We start from the raw sequence: 17,474 nt of genomic DNA on the forward strand, positions 1-17,474 counted from the left end.
GTATTTCTCCTCAAAGCGCGGGTATTCCTCCGTCGCGAAGGGGGGCTGCTTGCTTCGCGGGTGTTCTACTCGTTCCGCGGGTATTTCACTTCAAAGCGCGGGTATTCTGCTTCGTTCCGCTGGTATTTCACTCCAAAGCGCGGGTATTCTGCCTCGTTCCGCGGGTATTTCCCTCCAAAGCGCGGGTATTCCACCCCGTTCCGCTGGTATTTCCCCTCAAAGCGCGGGTATTCCACCCCGTTCCGCTGGTATTTCCCCTCAAAGCGTGGGTATTCCTCCGTCGCGCGGGAATCTATTAGAATTCTAGGCCTTTAACAGCTGGTATTCCTTCGTCATAATAATGCTTTGTCGCATCAATGGTTGATACTAAATCGGCCATTGCAATAAGCGCTGGATTGGCGCTACGTCCTGTTACAACTAAATGCATTGTAGATGGGCGCTGCTGAATAGCTTCAATGACTTCGGCTAATGGAAGCACATCATCGATTGGGAATTTTGTAATAGCAAGCGCGTTGTTGAGCTCGTCTAATACGAGTAAATCAATGCTGTCGTCTTGTAGGGCGGCCTTTGTTTTTTTCCATGCCTTTGCTAAAGCGGCACGATGCTCCTCGGGTGTTTTTGTCCAAGTAAAGCCGATTCCCATTTGCTCCATTTCTACGCCAAGTTTACGAAGAGCAATTTGCTCTCCGTATGTACGCTCGGGTGATTTAATAAATTGCATGTATCGTACATTTAGGCCACGACCAACTGCGCGTAATGTGACACCAAGAGAAGCTGTTGTTTTGCCCTTCCCTTCACCTGTATAAACTAAAAACAAGCCTTTTCTAGCCATTCTTCAAGCCTCCCTTAAAGCCATGTTGTTTTTTCTTCAATTGGGGTACGTTTCTTGTCTTTAAGCTCCTGCTCTTCTGGATAGCCAATAAAGATTGTTCCTACTACTTTTTGTGATTCATGTGCGCCTATGAATGTATGCATACGTGGATCATGAACAAGCCCTACCCCGCGTGTACGCCATACAAAGCCAAGTCCTAGCTCCTCTGCCGCAAGCCACATGGACATGATGGCACTACATACGGCAAAGACATTATCTGCTGTTGCATCAGTATCATCTTCTACAATATCTGCTGTAACAACAATGGCAACTGGCGTTGTTTGAACAACCTTTAGCGAGCTTTCTACTAAATTGGGCTTTGTAGGGAATCGCTCCTGTAAATAAACACTTGCCATCTCCTCATAGCGTTTCATCGCATCGTCTTGAATAACATAAAAATGCCAAGGCTCACGCATACGATCATTTGGAGCATAAGTGGCTGCTTGTAAAATTTGCTCGATTTTCTCTTTTTCAACAGGCTGTGTCGTGTAATTGCGAATCGCTCGACGATTTTTTAAAGCCTCGATTACTGTCATGATGTATTTCCTCCTTATGCGCAAATAGGTTTTATTCCTTTATGTAAAGGCTAGTCCTTGCTCTTCAAACCATTGAATTTTCTCGCGTACATTGACGACCTCGCCAACGACAATCATGGAAGGGTTATGGTAGCCTTCTCGTTCAATAACGGTAGCTATTTCATCAAGCTGACCTGTAATGGTACGCTGTTGCTCTGTTGTTCCCCACTCAATAACGGCGACTGGAGTAGTAGCCTTACGACCATTTTCGATGAGCTTTTTAGAAATATAAGCTATATTACCAACACTCATATAAAAGGCGACTGTATCGATACCTGTTGCAAGTGCTGGCCAATTTAAAAAGTCCTGTCCTTTTTCCTCACGACCGTGCCCTGTTACAAGGGCAAAGCTTGTTGCAAAATCACGGTGTGTTACAGGAATACCAGCATACGCCGGAGCAGCAATTCCTGCTGTAATACCAGGTACGATTTCATAAGCAATACCATGATTTTTTAAGATTTCCGCTTCCTCTGCGCCACGACCAAAAACGAATGGATCGCCACCCTTTAAACGTGTGACAATCTTCCCTTCCTGCGCTTTTTCGACAAGTAATGTATGAATCTCATCTTGAATCAAGTGATGCTTACCAGGTAATTTACCACAGTACACAAGCTCGGCATCTTTTTTCGCAAATTCTAGCAATTTCGGGTTCACAAGACGGTCATAAGCAATGACATCCGCCTTTTGAATACATTCGAGCCCATACACTGTAATGAGCTTTGGATCACCTGGTCCGGCTCCAACTAAATACACTTTTCCGTCTTTCATCGCGCTACTCCCATCAGTATTTGTTGTAAAAATGCTTCACGTCTATCAATGTCTCCATTGCGTGTCCATTCTAATAAGCTTGGTTCCAGTAATGCTTGTAAAGCGGTACGTCTTTCTGGACCTTTTTCAAACTTCGCAGCAATCATTAAACGTGCTTGCTGTAGGAAGCATACATAATCATCATAAACCTCATCAAATTGCACTTCGAGATCCGCTTTGATTTTACGTGCTAGTGCTGGACTGGCACCTGATGTTGAAACAGTTAATACTAAAGGACCACGGCGCACTGTTGCAGGCGTTATAAAGTCGCTTTCAGCCTGCGCATCAGCGCGGTTGATAAGCTGCCAATGCTGGGCTGCTTCTTGGACAGCCTCATTTACTGACGTATCATTTGTTGCCGCAATAATGAGTGATGCATCATCTAAGTCACGCGGTTCAAATTCTTTTTCATGCCACGTAATTTGCCCAGATTCCGCGAGTGGCATCAATGAGTCATCTAGAGTTGGACTTACAACGACAATATTGGCTTTAGCTGGTAGCAATGACGCTACCTTCTGTGTTGCTACGTGCCCCCCACCAACAATTACTACGGTTTTATATTCAATATTGATGTGAATAGGAAAATAATTAGTCATGATTTTTCACCTTCTTACAAGCTGTTAACCAATTGTCAACAAGCTTTGGGTTCGATACGAAATGAAAATGCGTATAGCCAGCTACTAAATTTCCTGCTTGGTAGCCCTCTTGTTTGTTTCCAAAACGTCCCTTCGTTTCATAGGCTGGCGTATTATGTGTGCCGCTATATTTTGAATAGTGGAATTCATGTCCCTTTGCTTCTTCATCCGTACCAATTAAAAAATTATGTTGTGTGCCAAAAATTTCTCGGTAGCCGAGAGCCGCCAGTTTTGTTTGCATCGCTACTTCTCCTGGAATAACACCAACCATGTCATAACGGTCACCATTACTATTCGTAATAGCCTCCGTCAAATACATAAAGCCTCCACACTCAGCTAATGTCGGTAGACCTTTGGCGATTGCTTCACGAATAGATTTTTTCACATCGGAGTTTTCCGCTAATATATCTGAAAACTCCTCTGGAAAGCCCCCACCTATATACATACCATCAGCTTCTGCGGGAACAGGCTCATTCGCAAGTGGTGAGAAAAATTGTAGCTCTGCTCCTTTTGCACGTAGCAGCGCCAAATTTTCTTCATAATAGAAGTTAAACGCGGCATCCTTTGCTACGGCAATGCAAATATTTTGTGATGGTTGTTCCACAAATAGTTGCCCGGATTCTTGTAAAACAGGAGCCTTTGTTAATGCAAGCAATTGATCTAAGTCAATCGTCTCTGCCATTAAAGACCCTAGCTTATCAAAAAATGTATCGAGTTCTCCTCGTTCAATCGCTGGCACTAATCCTAAATGGCGACTAGGAATATCAATTCCTTCCTCACGCTTCAAATAGCCGATTACAGGAATACCGCACTCCTGCTCAATAGCAGCTTTCGCAATTTCATAATGGCCAACACTACCGACTTGGTTGGCAATGACACCAACGATATTCGGTTGATCCGACAACAATTGAAAGCCTTTCACAACTGCTGCTACACTTCGTGCCATACTCGCACAATTGACAATTAAAATAACAGGACTCTTTGTTACAACACTAATGTCTGCAGCAGAGCCAGCATCCGATAACGGACTTTTACCATCATAAAAGCCCATCACTCCTTCAATAATGGAAACATCCGCATCCTTGCTTGCGCGCGCAACAATATCACACACTGCTTCATGTGAAAACATCCAGCTATCGATATTGCGCGATTTCCGTCCTGTAACGGCAGTATGATAGGTAGGGTCAATATAATCGGGACCACATTTAAAGCCCTGCACAATTTTGCCCTTTTCTTGTAACGCTTTCATAAGTCCAATGGTAAAGGTTGTTTTACCAACCCCACTGCCAGTACCTGCAAGTACAAAGCGATTCGTTTGCATAGGCTTCCTCCTTAAAATGTTAATCTAGCAACAGAGATTGTAGCATTGCCCGATTTTTTCTTTTCTAGCACAAGCGACTCCACCTGCGCATAACGCATCGCAGCAGGCTCACTCACCCCATATGCCCCTGTATATTTAAAAACGGTTTCCGAAGGTGATGGGAAATCAATTTCATTTAATTCTGCCGGTGAATATGTAACAAATTCCCAATCGTATTTCTTTGTTATTTCTAGGAAGCATTGCTCGTCCTTCTTTAAATCAATCGTGCATAGCGCTTTCACACTTTTTTTCGAAAGCTTCAGCTCCGCCATGGTTTCATCAATGATTTGCTCAATTTCTTCCACAGATGTCCCACGATTACAGCCCATGCCAAGCACGACCGATTTTGGTCGATAAATGACCCCATTTTCAAGTAGCACTTCTTCTTCTGCGTCAATGATGCGGTCAGTAATGAGCAATGTCGCATGTGGTTTCGCTTCAATCGCTGCATATGTTGTCGGATAAATTTTAATTTGTTCTGGCATCGGTGTGTCACGCATCCACCAGTCACGTTCCCCCGTTTCCTGAACGATTGCGACGTGCTCCTCGTTAACAACAGAGGCACTGACAGGTGTCAGTTTATCGGCACTATCCCATACCCAGCCAAAACGTGCTCCAAATAAATCAACCGGAATGGTCTTTTGCACATCTGAAGCCGTCGTAATAATTGGATTTGCTCCAAGCGCTGCAGCTACTTCATGTGTCAGCTCATTGGCACCACCTAAATGTCCTGATAAGACGCTAATCACGTTTTCACCACGGTCGTCAATGACAACAACACCTGGATCTGTCTTTTTATCCTTTAAAATCGGTGCTATCATGCGTACAACTGCACCGAGTGAAATGATTAAAATTAAGCCTTTATATTGCTTAAAAAGAGTAGGCAACAGTAAACGCACAGTACCTGTAAACATCTGAATATGCTTTTCTGCTTCATCACCCTGCTCGAATTTACTCATGTAATATAAGTCGCTCGCAGTAAAGGTTTGCTGCAAGCGACGCCCAATTTGAACACCGTGCTTTGTGATGGCTACAACTGCATAAGGATTTCGTTGGTCAACCTCGGGCAATACGCCCTCTTGTAGCTCAATCACTTGTCTTCACGCCTTTTCTAAAGCCATGTGTAAAAGTAGCATCATATAATTTCGAACGATATTGATCTTTATCATGAATATCCGGATCTAATGCCCATCCAGCTAAAATCATCGCATGCTTACGAATACCGTTTACACGCATAGCTTCATCCAGTTCAATTAATGTTGTACGTACGATTTTTTGATCTGGCCAAGAAGCTCGTTGAATAACAGCTACTGGTGTATCATCAGCCCAGCCAGCATTCTGTAGTTCTTTTACTATTTTCTTTGTTAATGTTGCGCTCAGGAATAAGGCGATTGTACAGTGGTGACTCGCTAAATCGCGTAGCTTTTCAAATTCTGGTACAGGTGTACGTCCTTCGGCACGCGTTAAAATAAGTGTTTGTGTTAAGTCAGGAATTGTTAATTCTGCTCCGATTGCCGCTGCAGAAGCGAAGACAGAGCTAACACCAGGAATGACCTCATAGCCGATGCCTTCTTTTTTTAATAGTGCCACCTGCTCCATGATGGCTCCATACATAGCAGGGTCTCCTGTATGCATACGAGCTACCACTTTCCCCGCATTGACACGATCTACCATGGTCGCTACCATTTCCTCTAAATGCATACCTGCCGTACGAATAACCTCTGCATCTGGTCTCGCCTTTGCAATAAGGTCCTCACTCACTAAAGAATCTGTATACATCACAACGTCTGCTGTTTGTAGCATATGTAAGCCTTTCACTGTAATTAAATCTGGATCACCAGGACCAGCGCCGACAATATATATTTTTTTCATTATTTACGCACCACCATTAACGTTAAATATTCTAAATCGACACCGTCTAGCTCGCGCACATCCCAAATAATTTCCTCGTCAGATGTTACCTTTGTTACGACTGATGCCTTATCAAGTAAATCTAAATCACGTAGCACCTCAAGCATTAAATCAATAACCTTCGCTACTTTTATGAACACCACTGCATCGTGACTTTCAATCGCTTCACGCATCGCCTCATAGTTATCATGGGCAGGGACAATGGCAACACGATCATCGCCATCTGCCAGCGCAATGCCAAGTCGTGATGCTGAACCGTTGAACGAAGAAATACCAGGAACTGTTTGAATTTCAACGTCCGGGTGCATGTCCTGCATAAGCTTCATCATATGGATGAACGTACTATATAATAATGGGTCACCTTCTGTAACAAATGCGACATCCTTACCTTCTTTTAATTTTCCATAGACAAGTTCCACTGATTTCGTCCATTCGCGTTCTAATACAGCTTCATCCTTTGTCATTGGAAATACTAGGCCAAGCATGTCCTTTTCTTCTGGGTTAATGTAGACATCTACGATACGATGTGCATAGCTTTTACTGCCTTTTAGTTTTTTCGGATAGGCAATAACAGGCGATTCTTGAATGATACGGAATGCCTTAACTGTAATTAACTCTGGGTCGCCAGGACCTACGCCCAAGCCATATAAAATACCAAGATTACTCATGATTTTCTTCCTTTCGATATGCAGAAATAATGTAAATCGGATTTAATGGGACAAAACGTGTCATATCTAATATTGGTTTACTGCGCGCAAGCTGTGCCTGCAAGATGTCAACAGCAAAGCCACAAGACTTAAACGCTTCGACAGCCTTATATAAATTTTCAATGGTTGCAGCATTCAAGACAATACGACCGTTTGGCTTTAAGCGTGAACAGCATAATTGTAAAAGCTCCACCATTTCTCCACCTGTACCGCCGATAAAAATCGCATCCGGATCAGGGAAGTTTTCAAGTCCTGCTGGTGCTTTACTATGAATAGCAGTAATATCTACACGGAACTTTTGCTGATTTTGCAGGCAATTTTCTAAATCTGGAGCGTTTTTCTCCACGGCAAATATTTGACCTTCTGGCGCAAGCTTGCCTGCCTCAATCGCCATCGAACCCGTACATGTGCCAACGTCCCAAACGACGCTATCCTTTTGTAGCTGCATCGCTTGTAAACTTAAAATACGAATTTCTTTTTTCGTAATCAGCCCTTTGTCTGGCTTGCGCTGCGAGAATTCTTCATCATCGATACCGAGTGCATAGCGATTCGGTACTGAAGTTTGCTGTAAAATGACTACATTTAAAGGAGAAAAATCAACCTTTTCTAATTCATCAAGTGAGTACCAGCCGAATTTTTCATTTGTGCCCTGTAAATTTTCTGCGACAAATGCACGGTATTCTGTCATGCCAAAATGCTTTAAATAACGTGCCAACTCATTCGGATTATTCTCTGCATCTGTTAGCAATGCCACTTTCTTTTTACCATCAATTCGTTGTGCTAAGCCTTTCATGGAGCGCCCATGAATACTTGTAACATAAGCATCCTGCCAGCTGTCCCCCATCTTTGAAAAAGCAAGCTGCACAGAGCTCATATATGGATAAACGTCAATGTCTAGCTTTTTCGCTAAATAACCACCGATTCCGTAAAATAATGGATCACCTGACGCTAAAATAACTGTATTTCTTGTTTCTGCAGATAATCTTTCGACAAGCGCTGAAAGACCACCTTTAATCAACATTTTTTCTCCAGTGAAATTCGGGAAAAATTCTAGAACACGCTCTCCACCAACAAGCACCTCACAGTCTTCAATCCACTGTACATATTGCGGTAGTAAGCTTTCTTGTCCGTTATCCCCGATCCCAATCAATTTCATCGATCGATGCAATGTCATCAGCCCTTCCTAATAATTGTCCCTGCATCGAATAGATCGATGTGGAAAGCGTTAAACCGCCCTTAATATGATGTAATGAAGAATAACAGCAAGCTTCACATAAGTGGTTGAAAAATGCATCATAGCCCTTTTCTGCCATAATTTCTCCGACCTGTGAAGCAGTGTTTGCCTCTCGTACGTTTGTAACGGTTTCTTCACCTGCACCTATATCCACTGCTAATTGCGCTAAAAAGTTAAAATCGATAGGGGCACTTTTGGAGTGCACCATCATGACACCTTGTGCCACCTTTGAAAATTTCCCCATCATACCAACAAGCGATACTTGCTTCATACCAAGTCGCTTACAATGCTTTAATGTAAAGCCAACAAAATCGCCCATCTCTATGAACGCTTCCTCTGGCAAATGAGGGTACTGTGCCATCGCATACTTTTCACTGCGGCCACCTGTAGTGACAACTAAATGCTCACAACCAGCCTCTTTTGCAACACTAATTGCTTGGACAATGCTGGCCATATAGGCGGAACTTGAAAAAGGCACGACGGTTCCCCTTGTGCCTAAAATGGAGATGCCCCCAATAATACCAAGACGCCCATTTAAGGTTTTTTTAGCTATTTCCTCACCTTTAGGGACGGAAATAACTACGTTAACGCCTCGTTTAATTTGAAATTCATCAAGTACGCCTTGTACAGTACTATGAATCATCTTCCGTGGTACAGGATTGATGGCTGCTTCTCCGACAGGTACTGGTAAGCCGGGCTTTGTTACACGCCCGACACCAATTCCACCGTCCAGATGAATGCCTGGTATATCTGACCAACTCACCGTGCCGATAATGAGTGCTTTATGTGTTGCGTCCGGGTCATCACCAGCATCTTTAATCGTTTCACAGCTAACAGCATTATTTTGAAATGTACATTTTTCTATCGTAAAGGTCGCATCTCGCCCAATCGGTAAATGAATAGTACTTGTTTCTTGCTCTTCATTTGTAATTAAAGCAAGTAATGCGGCCTTCGTTACTGCAGTTGCACAGGATCCCGTTGTATAACCGTGACGCATGTCTTTGGGATCCTTTTTAGGCTTCCGCTCCACTATTTTTTCGCCTGTTCATCCGCTAAAAGTGAGACAGCATTCAATGCGGCAACCGTCACTGTACTACCGCCTTTACGACCAACATTTGTTATATACGGAATACCTTCTAGTTTTAGTAGCTCTTCTTTCGACTCAGCAGCTGATACGAAGCCAACTGGCATACCGATAATTAAATCTGGTTTCGCTAAGCCTTCTTTAATTAAACGAATTAATTCTAGTAATGCTGTCGGTGCATTCCCAATTGCATAAATGCCACCTTCATGTAATTTAGATGCCTTTTGCATAGAGATAATCGCACGCGTAGTATTTTGTTTTTTCGCTTCAATCGAAACGTCTTCATCTGCAATATAGCAGTGTAAATCGCCACCATGCTTTTGGAAGCGTTTTTTCCCTGAACCACTTTCGATCATTTGCACATCTGCAATGACATGGCGGCCAGCAAGGATTGATTTAATACCGGCCTCAAGTGCTCCTGGTGTAATAATAACGCTACGTCCTAATTCAAAGTCAGCAGAAGCGTGAATAATGCGACGTACAACTTTCCACTCATCCTCTGAGAAGTTATGCTCGCCCATTTCCTCTGCAATAATTGAAAAACTGTAATCGTAAATTTTATCTGGGTCTACTGTTAAAGGTTTGAAATCTGTTTTAAAATCCATCTGAATGGCCTCCTAAAGTGTGTTCTGTACAGCTCGTAATACATCTTCAAATGTAGAATATTGCTGTCCGTATTTGATATTTGGTCTTGCAATTAAAATCGTTTCAATGCCACATGCAAGGGCAGCGTCTAGCTTTTCATCCACCGAGCCAACCTTGCCGCTTTCTTTTGTAATCATCAATGTCACATCATATTGACGAAACAGTGCTTCGTTTAATTCCTTAGAAAAAGGGCCCTGTATGGCAACAATATCTCTTTGTGCCACACCAAGTGCTTCACACTTTTCCATATTATCGAGTCGAGGAAGCATACGTGCAATCACCCGCGTATTTTCTAAGCCATGTAACACCTTTGTAAAGGTAGCCAGCGTTTTACTGCCCGTCGTTAGCATAATGACTCCACGTTTTTCCGCTGCTACATGGGCAGCCTCCTCATAATCTTTCACAACCGTAATTAGTGGATGGGCATAATGCTCATGTGCACGTTCATAGCGAATATACGGAACATTTGCTTGCTCAGTTGCCGCCATCGCATTTTTTGAAGCTTCTTCAGCAAATGGATGAGAGGCATCTACAACTAAATGGTATCCTCGCTCCGTGATAATCGTCGCCATTTCCTCCGCCGTTAATCGACCGACTAAATGAGGAAGACCTACTTCTGCAAGGCTTGAAGCGGCTGAATCAGTGACGACCGTTGCAGTCACAGCATAACCTGCTGACTGTAGTTCAAGTGCTAGATTTCTGGCATCGCTCGTCCCCGCTAACATGAAAATCATTTCACTGGCTCCTCTTCATGGTGATGATGGTCATGGTCATGGTCATGGTCATGGTCGTGTTGGTGGTGGTCATGTTCATGATCGTGGTCATGATGGTGATGATGATGCGCAGGTCCGTGCACTGCCGCATAAGCACGATAATTTTCTAAATCTTGCATACCTGTTGATGTGCCATTCACAGCTTGCTCAATACGCTCCAATAGCACATTTTGTAAACGCTCATGATAGCCAAAATAGTTGGCAATTTGAATAGCACAATCAGGATATTTTTCGTTAAATTGCTTACACATACCATTCATTCGTTCCATTAGGATACCCGTGAATAAAAAGTATGGTAGCATAATGACTTTTTTAGCACCCAGCTTCACACAGCGCTCTATTCCTTCTTCAACACGAGGATCTGTTACGCCCATAAACGCGCTTTCTACATACTGAACCGGGAGTTTTTCCCATAACAAACGTGTAATTTTATAAAAATCACCATTTGCATATGGGTCACTACCGCCTCGTGCAATTAATAAAATGGCAGTATCCTTATGTTCTTCTTCCGCATTAAAGCCGATTTCTGCTAAACGATCTTCTAAAATCGCAAATATTTCTTCATGGATACCGATTGTTTGACCATATGTGAACGTTATATTCGGATAATGCTCACGCGCATGTTCGATTTCTGCTGGAATATGCATTTTTGAATGTCCAGCATGAAGAAGGATAATCGGAATAACATGCACCTCTGTAGCACCCTTTTTCACACAGTTCGTAATACCTTCTTCAATGTTTGGCGAAGCGAATTCTAAAAAACATGTTTCTACTAAAAAGCTATCATCAATACGAGGTGTCATTTGCTCGATAAACGTGCGTACCTCGTCATTCCCTGCTGCTAAACGGCTCCCGTGGCCGACAAATAAAATTGCTTTCATCTCATTACCCCTCACTAGTCGCCGCATGGAGCTGGCTCAACTTTTATTTTTGAAGACATATCCTGATACGTAAAATGTAGGATCTTTTTCACACGCTTGAAGTATTTAAACAAACGTTCATTTGGATGTGCATTTGCTTTATATTCTTCGATAATGTCGGTGATCAGCGGTATTAGCTGTTCAGGTTCTAATCCCTCAACAACAGGCTGGGCCGCATGTGCTGTCCGACCAACCGGCTTGGCACCAATAAAAACATCAAATTTACTTTTACGATAAACAATGCCAATATCATCAAATACGGCTCGATAACACGCCATACCACAGCCATTAAAGCCAATATTTAAAGTTTTCGGTAACGCCATACCACCAAGCTTTTCTTGAATCTCTTCTGCATATGGAATCGAATCGGTTTTTTCTCCGTAACAGAAATCACAAGCCTTTAACGAAAGTACGTCACCAATTGGTGTTAGTAAAAAGCCCACTTTACGAAGCTTTGCTGTAATTTCTTCAGGCTCAGACGTTGGAATTTTCAAATGAATTTGATGGTCTGGTGTATACTCCATCGTCCCTTCCTCACCAACGACCTCAGCTAACGTCATCATTTGTTGAGGAGTAAAGAATTTATTGGCTACCCCTGGACTTACAGCTAATTCAAAAATGGATTCGATTTTTTGTTGAACAAGCTTAGGTGAACTTTTCACAGCGCTCGTTCCCTTTACCATAGTAAGAGCAGCTGTCGCCATTTCAAGTGACGATTTTTTAAGCTTTGGTTGTGGTGTTATGGCTAAACTGGGCTTAATACGATTGGCATTAGGATCTGTCGCAAAATCATTACGTGCTGCTCCTGTTTCTTGATTCATCGCCCATGGTTCATTTTCTTCTTTAAGTCGTTGATGTGGTCGTAACGGTTGTTTTTCCTCACCAAGTGTATATTTACGCTGATAACCACGTGGCGTAATCATTTTATTGTCGTAAAAGAATGTTGTTGAATTACCGATAATAACCGTTGTTAACATACCTATATCATGTTCAAGCATTTCTGCTAAAGTAGTCATCGTAATCTCCTGACGGTCACGATACGCGCTTTTCACAAGTCCAACCGGCGTATCTGGAGAACGATATTCCAATAAAATTCGTTGTGCCTCTACAATTTGTCTCGTACGACGTCCACTTTTCGGGTTATAAAGAGCAATAACAAAATCCGCCATTGCTGCCGCTTCTACTCGTTTTGCAATTAAATTCCAAGGTGTTAAGTGGTCACTTAAACTAATGGTACAGGCGTCATGCATAATGGGAGCACCTAGTAAACTGGCACATGAATTAATAGCTGAAATACCTGGAACAATTTCTACCTCGATACCAGTTGCTTCTGTCCAGCCTAGCTCGATTAATACCTCATACACTAATCCTGCCATTCCATAAACCCCGGCATCCCCACTGGAAATGACCGATACGATACTTCCAGCCTCTGCTTGACGCACCGCTTCTTGAGCACGTGAAACTTCCTCTGTCATACCAGTACTAATAATCGACTTTGCACTAACTAAATCCTGAATCAGTTCAACATAAGTTTTATAGCCTATAATCATATGACTTTGTTGTAGTGCTTCCACAGCACGAGTCGTAATATGTTTAAAGTCTCCAGGGCCAAAGCCAACTACGAAAATCTTACCTTTTTGAGCCATTTTGTTACCCCTCTTTCACCTTTTCAATACCTTTAATGGCTGTTGTTTGCGCTGTACGCTGCAACAAACCTTCACGCAATGTAAAAACATGCTCATTATGTAACGATTCATGATTTAAATCTTGTACGAGTGCCTTCGCATGCTCCGTTGTCGACACACGGTACCAATTCCCCTGAGGATAAGCGATGACAACACAAGCATCCTTACACCTACCATTACAGCGGGTCCTTGTTGTATGTATTTCCTGATCAAGCGCTAGCAACTGTATTTCATCACGAATTGCCTGTGTAATATCTTCAGCATCTTTTTTCATACAACTACTACCATTGCATATAAAAAGATGTGTTTTCATCCCCTCTAAATTCCAAGTTGTCATAGTTGTTCTCCCCTCATTTGCTTTTAGGAAAAAGAAAAACCTTTACTCTAGTCGAAGAGTAAAGGTTTAGTAGAAGCCAAATAAAAACGAATATACGGGTACTCGCTCTCGCTTCAACTTCTCCCTCCGAAAAGTTTGCATGCATTATCACATAAGCAGGTTTCCTGACTTAAGCTTCCTTTTACTTTCGCGCCTTCCTAGTTTTCACTAGTGGCATCCGCGATTTCATCAGCTATTACAGTAGCGGGGGCTGTATCGGATTCTCACCGATTTCCCTATTATCTTGAAAATATTCAAGCACTTATGGATGTTTTATATGAATTTATATTATATCAATTATGCCTCGGCATAATTGCGTCCGGAATCGGCTTTGTGCTTGTACAAAGAACTCATTTCCGATTCCGTGACATCCGCCGGAGGCTTTAACTTCTTTCAGCAGGTGTTTGGAACCCGCTGAAAAGTAACTTAAATCTGCATTCATCTCACTACCTATAGAGGTGGGAGACTTCTGCTGAAAGAAGTTTAATGTAATAGAAAACTGTTTCTATCATATCTTATTATTTAAAAAATTCAATATTTCTTTTTTAATTTGTGACAATTTTTTTAATATTTCATAGCAATATGTGAAATCTTTATCTATTTATCAGAATTTTCGACATAGAATCTCAATTTAAAATTTTTTCATAAAAAGTATAGCATATATATGGAAAATCATGTTACACTTTGTCGTGAAATCTCACAACTTCATCTTTTTTCGGTGCGAATTGTTCATCATTTCGCTTAAAAGGGAAGCCGGTTCAAGTCCGGCGCGGTCCCGCCACTGTACTAGGGAGTTTTATAGAGAACGTCACTGTCCAAAGGATGGGAAGGCCTATAAAACGTTGAACTAAAGCCAGGAGACCTGCCGAAAAATATGTGATCGTTTCAACCTACGAGGATAGGTGTGCGGCTGAGCAGATTAGAATTTTATTTGCATTTTTAGCTATGCACTTTTCCACAAACGGAGAAGTGTTTTTTATTTTCATTCAAAAGAGACCCCATCTCAAGGTGGCAGATGAGTACAGATATGGTTCCGGCTTGGTCAAAACATCTACTGAATGAAAATAAAGCCTCCGGCGGATGTCACGGATTTTCAAAGGAATGAAATGTGCTGGCACAATTCAAAATCCTGATGCAATTACGCCAAGGCGAAATTGTTTAGTTCGCATACTAATTCGAAAAATTTTAATGTGAGGAGGAGAGATATTTGAAATTCTCAGGTTGGAAGCTTAGTTATTTCTTATTGGCATTTTTATTCGTGCCAAATCGTGCATTTGCGATGCATATTATGGAGGGCTTTTTGCCAATCGAATGGGCGATTTTTTGGTGGGTCTTATCGATTCCATTTATTATTTTAGGATTACGTTCTATTCGTAAAACTATTGATGAAAATCCTGAAACAAAAATGATATTAGGGCTATCGGGTGCTTTCGCCTTTGTGCTATCAGCTTTAAAAATCCCTTCTGTAACGGGAAGTTGCTCGCATCCTACAGGAGTTGGGCTTGGGACAGTTCTTTTTGGACCATTAGCGATGAGTGTTATCGGAACAATCGTATTATTATTCCAATCTTTACTTTTAGCCCATGGCGGACTTACAACTTTAGGTGCTAATGCCTTTTCTATGGCAATTGCTGGGCCTATTATTGCTTATTATGTTTTTAAGGGCTCACAAAAAATGGGGTTATCATTTTCAGTAGCCGTCTTTTTAGCAGCAATGCTTGGTGACTTAGGTACATATGTTGTCACTTCTGTACAATTAGCTCTTGCCTTCCCTTCTGAAATCGGAGGCTTTATGGCTTCTTTCACAAAGTTTGCTGGTATTTTCGCGTTAACGCAAATTCCTCTTGCTGTTAGTGAAGGCATTTTAACAGTGATCGTTATGAACTTCTTGAAGAAATACAATGTGAGTGAATTAAAAGCTTTACGTGTTTTCTCAGCAAAGGAGGCTCACTAACATGAAAAAAAATTTACTGCTCTTAGCAATTGTTGTGTTGCTAGCAATCTTCCCACTTTTTATTCAAAAAGGCGCCGAATTCGAGGGTGCTGATGGCGAAGCGGAGGCAGCAATTGGTGAAATAGATGTTAACTACGAGCCATGGTTTGAAAGTTTTTGGGAGCCACCAAGTGGTGAAATAGAAAGCTTATTATTCGCACTACAAGCTGCTATTGGCGCTGCATTTATCGGCTATTTCATCGGCTTAATGCGCGGCAAACATAAAGAGGGTTAAGCGATGTTACTCATTGATAAGTATGCTTATATGAATAAACTAGCGTCTGTTCATCCGCTAGAAAAAATGACGTTTTCCCTTGGACTGCTTCTATTGTCACTTATCATGAGAGATGAACGAATTTCACTCATTACATTTATTGTGATGAGTGCTTTTATCATTTTAGGTGCAAAAATCCCTGCTACATATTATGCAAAATTACTATTGCTACCCGGGTTTTTTTTACTATCAAGTCTAGTATCCATTTTAATTTCTATAGTGCCGGCAACAAGCACGCTGCCTACAAACATTTGGTCATTTTCTCTTCATCATTGGACAATTTTTATCGGCAGTACGAGCTTATTTACAGCGCAACAGCTTTTTTTCATCGTCCTTGGCAGTATAAGCTGTTTGTATTTTTTAATTCTCACAACATCAGTCCAATCTATTTGTTACGTCCTACGACAATGGAGACTGCCTACTCTATTTGTAGAGCTAGTAGAGCTAACGTATCGTTTTATTTTTATCTTTTTAGACAGTATGCAAAAAATTCATCTTGCTCAACAGGCTCGACTAGGTTACAGCTCCCCTATGCAGTGGCTTCGCTCGGTTTCACTGCTGATTGTTGCTTTATTTGTCGAGATGTTCCAACGAAGCCGTGAGCTAAACAATGCGATAGAAGCACGTGGTGGCGAAACGGTCTATTGGCAGGAGAATGTTACTTATAACACAAAAAATTGGCTAGGCATTGCTGCAATTTTTATACTCCTCATCATTTATGGAGGTTTTTTCTAATGACAGACTTATACTTTGAATTAACACATTTATCTTACGCTTATGCAGATGGAACTCATGCCTTAACAGACATTACACTTGAGATTCCAAAAGGGAAAAAAATCGCTTTACTTGGTCATAATGGGGCTGGAAAATCAACATTATTTCAGCATTTAAATGGTATTTTGAAGCCTACAGCAGGAAGTATAACCTTTCAAGGCAAAGCACTTAACTATAGTAGAAAAGCATTAAAGGAATTACGTCAACAGGTTGGAATTGTATTTCAGGATGCAGACAACCAGCTTTTTTCTGGCACTGTTAAGCAAGATATTGCATTTGGACCTTTGAACCTTGGCTGGACAACTGAAAAAATTGAAGAAAAAATTGCGTGGGCGATCGCTCAAACCGAAGTTGAAGCATTGCTTAATAAACCGATACATTTCTTAAGTGTTGGACAGAAAAAACGTGTCGCAATGGCAGGAGTACTTGCAATGGAACCTTCCGTTTTATTACTAGATGAACCGACAGCTGGACTAGATAATTATTATAGTGCACAAGTTTTACAGTATTTAGCTACGTTAGAAAACGGTGAACGAACCATTTTATTAGCGACGCATGATATCCCGTTAGCCTATGAATGGGCAGATCAAATAATCGTAATGGAAGCCGGAAGAATTATTTATAATGGCGATCCCGTTGAACTGTTCTTTCAAGAGGATTTGCTTGAAAGAGCCCATCTTGAACGCCCATGGGTCTTCGAAACGGCCATTGCTTTACAAAACAAAAAGCTATTTGAGAAAAACATCAAAATGCCTCGTTCTAAGGAAGATTTACACAGACTTATTGAGCAGCTATAAGACAATTTATCCGTAGTTGGAATTTTTAATTGTGAATGGCAGCCATTATTTAG

At 41.7% G+C, this 17,474-nt stretch carries 20 protein-coding genes and 2 riboswitches; of the genes, 4 read left to right on the forward strand and 16 right to left on the reverse strand.

Translation table 11 applies throughout. From position 1 onward, the window contains the following. Window positions 1-65: 65 nt before the first annotated feature. From ACFXN8_RS02210 to ACFXN8_RS02285, 16 genes are read right to left on the reverse strand one after another with little or no spacing between them, the layout of a single operon-like run. Window positions 66-236 carry a hypothetical protein gene (locus ACFXN8_RS02210; protein ID WP_386842453.1) on the reverse strand — a complete coding sequence of 57 codons (171 nt, stop codon included), beginning with the start codon at window positions 234-236 and terminating at the stop codon, window positions 66-68. 59 nt (window positions 237-295) lie between these two features. Further along, window positions 296-832: a cob(I)yrinic acid a,c-diamide adenosyltransferase gene (locus tag ACFXN8_RS02215; protein ID WP_370048066.1), complete on the reverse strand. Its 537-nt coding sequence runs from the start codon at window positions 830-832 to the stop codon at window positions 296-298. 14 nt (window positions 833-846) lie between these two features. After that, the gene (locus tag ACFXN8_RS02220) at window positions 847-1,407 is read right to left on the reverse strand and encodes a nitroreductase family protein (protein ID WP_376070750.1); all 561 of its coding nucleotides are present in this window, start codon (window positions 1,405-1,407) and stop codon (window positions 847-849) included. Between the two features lie 39 nt (window positions 1,408-1,446). Continuing rightward, window positions 1,447-2,214: a uroporphyrinogen-III C-methyltransferase gene (gene cobA, locus ACFXN8_RS02225; protein ID WP_376070747.1), complete on the reverse strand. Its 768-nt coding sequence runs from the start codon at window positions 2,212-2,214 to the stop codon at window positions 1,447-1,449. Continuing rightward, window positions 2,211-2,849 (reverse strand): precorrin-2 dehydrogenase/sirohydrochlorin ferrochelatase family protein, encoded by a 639-nt coding sequence (locus ACFXN8_RS02230; RefSeq protein WP_376070745.1) that lies wholly within the window; start codon window positions 2,847-2,849, stop codon window positions 2,211-2,213. Before ACFXN8_RS02230 ends, cobA begins: the two co-directional genes overlap by 4 nt. Beyond that, window positions 2,842-4,209 carry a cobyrinic acid a,c-diamide synthase CobB gene (locus ACFXN8_RS02235; protein ID WP_376070743.1) on the reverse strand — a complete coding sequence of 456 codons (1,368 nt, stop codon included), beginning with the start codon at window positions 4,207-4,209 and terminating at the stop codon, window positions 2,842-2,844. Before ACFXN8_RS02235 ends, ACFXN8_RS02230 begins: the two co-directional genes overlap by 8 nt. Window positions 4,210-4,220: 11 nt before the next feature. Continuing rightward, window positions 4,221-5,342, reverse strand: coding sequence for a cobalt-precorrin 5A hydrolase (locus tag ACFXN8_RS02240; RefSeq protein ID WP_386842457.1), 1,122 nt, complete (start codon window positions 5,340-5,342; stop codon window positions 4,221-4,223). Next, on the reverse strand, window positions 5,335-6,120 hold the full coding sequence (gene cobM / locus ACFXN8_RS02245) for a precorrin-4 C(11)-methyltransferase (RefSeq protein WP_370081255.1): 786 nt from the start codon (window positions 6,118-6,120) through the stop codon (window positions 5,335-5,337). The genes ACFXN8_RS02240 and cobM overlap by 8 nt, the downstream gene beginning before the upstream one ends. After that, window positions 6,120-6,827 (reverse strand): precorrin-2 C(20)-methyltransferase, encoded by a 708-nt coding sequence (gene cobI / locus ACFXN8_RS02250; RefSeq protein ID WP_370081257.1) that lies wholly within the window; start codon window positions 6,825-6,827, stop codon window positions 6,120-6,122. The genes cobM and cobI overlap by 1 nt, the downstream gene beginning before the upstream one ends. Beyond that, window positions 6,820-8,040 (reverse strand): precorrin-6y C5,15-methyltransferase (decarboxylating) subunit CbiE, encoded by a 1,221-nt coding sequence (gene cbiE / locus ACFXN8_RS02255; protein WP_386842460.1) that lies wholly within the window; start codon window positions 8,038-8,040, stop codon window positions 6,820-6,822. The genes cobI and cbiE overlap by 8 nt, the downstream gene beginning before the upstream one ends. Next, window positions 7,997-9,097, reverse strand: coding sequence for a cobalt-precorrin-5B (C(1))-methyltransferase (locus ACFXN8_RS02260; protein WP_386842462.1), 1,101 nt, complete (start codon window positions 9,095-9,097; stop codon window positions 7,997-7,999). Before ACFXN8_RS02260 ends, cbiE begins: the two co-directional genes overlap by 44 nt. A gap of 32 nt (window positions 9,098-9,129) precedes the next feature. Next, window positions 9,130-9,789 (reverse strand): precorrin-8X methylmutase, encoded by a 660-nt coding sequence (locus ACFXN8_RS02265; RefSeq protein ID WP_376070730.1) that lies wholly within the window; start codon window positions 9,787-9,789, stop codon window positions 9,130-9,132. A gap of 12 nt (window positions 9,790-9,801) precedes the next feature. After that, complete coding sequence (gene cobK / locus ACFXN8_RS02270) at window positions 9,802-10,563, reverse strand: precorrin-6A reductase (RefSeq protein WP_386842464.1); 762 nt, start codon at window positions 10,561-10,563, stop codon at window positions 9,802-9,804. Next, window positions 10,560-11,483: a sirohydrochlorin chelatase gene (locus ACFXN8_RS02275; protein ID WP_386842466.1), complete on the reverse strand. Its 924-nt coding sequence runs from the start codon at window positions 11,481-11,483 to the stop codon at window positions 10,560-10,562. Before ACFXN8_RS02275 ends, cobK begins: the two co-directional genes overlap by 4 nt. Window positions 11,484-11,497: 14 nt before the next feature. Beyond that, complete coding sequence (gene cobJ / locus ACFXN8_RS02280; RefSeq protein ID WP_386842468.1) at window positions 11,498-13,168, reverse strand: precorrin-3B C(17)-methyltransferase; 1,671 nt, start codon at window positions 13,166-13,168, stop codon at window positions 11,498-11,500. 4 nt (window positions 13,169-13,172) lie between these two features. Then, on the reverse strand, window positions 13,173-13,544 hold the full coding sequence (locus tag ACFXN8_RS02285; RefSeq protein WP_386842470.1) for a (2Fe-2S) ferredoxin domain-containing protein: 372 nt from the start codon (window positions 13,542-13,544) through the stop codon (window positions 13,173-13,175). Window positions 13,545-13,681: 137 nt separating this feature from the next. Beyond that, window positions 13,682-13,864: riboswitch (cobalamin riboswitch) on the reverse strand. 418 nt (window positions 13,865-14,282) lie between these two features. Then, window positions 14,283-14,467, forward strand: a riboswitch (cobalamin riboswitch). A 323-nt stretch (window positions 14,468-14,790) separates the two neighbouring features. Between ACFXN8_RS02285 and ACFXN8_RS02290 the strand changes: the two genes are divergently transcribed. The 4 genes from ACFXN8_RS02290 to ACFXN8_RS02305 are packed head-to-tail and all read left to right on the forward strand — an operon-like array spanning window position 14,791 to window position 17,421. After that, window positions 14,791-15,537: an energy-coupling factor ABC transporter permease gene (locus tag ACFXN8_RS02290; RefSeq protein ID WP_376070718.1), complete on the forward strand. Its 747-nt coding sequence runs from the start codon at window positions 14,791-14,793 to the stop codon at window positions 15,535-15,537. Window position 15,538: 1 nt separating this feature from the next. Beyond that, entirely contained in the window at window positions 15,539-15,811 is a 273-nt protein-coding gene (locus tag ACFXN8_RS02295) for an energy-coupling factor ABC transporter substrate-binding protein (protein WP_386842472.1), read from the forward strand. Between the two features lie 3 nt (window positions 15,812-15,814). Further along, on the forward strand, window positions 15,815-16,585 hold the full coding sequence (cbiQ, locus tag ACFXN8_RS02300) for a cobalt ECF transporter T component CbiQ (RefSeq protein ID WP_376070712.1): 771 nt from the start codon (window positions 15,815-15,817) through the stop codon (window positions 16,583-16,585). Continuing rightward, window positions 16,585-17,421: an energy-coupling factor ABC transporter ATP-binding protein gene (locus ACFXN8_RS02305; protein WP_386842475.1), complete on the forward strand. Its 837-nt coding sequence runs from the start codon at window positions 16,585-16,587 to the stop codon at window positions 17,419-17,421. Before cbiQ ends, ACFXN8_RS02305 begins: the two co-directional genes overlap by 1 nt. Window positions 17,422-17,474 lie beyond the last annotated feature (53 nt).

The sequence above is a fragment of the Lysinibacillus sp. NPDC059133 genome (assembly GCF_042755925.1).
Classification (GTDB): Bacteria; Bacillota; Bacilli; order Bacillales_A; family Planococcaceae; genus Lysinibacillus.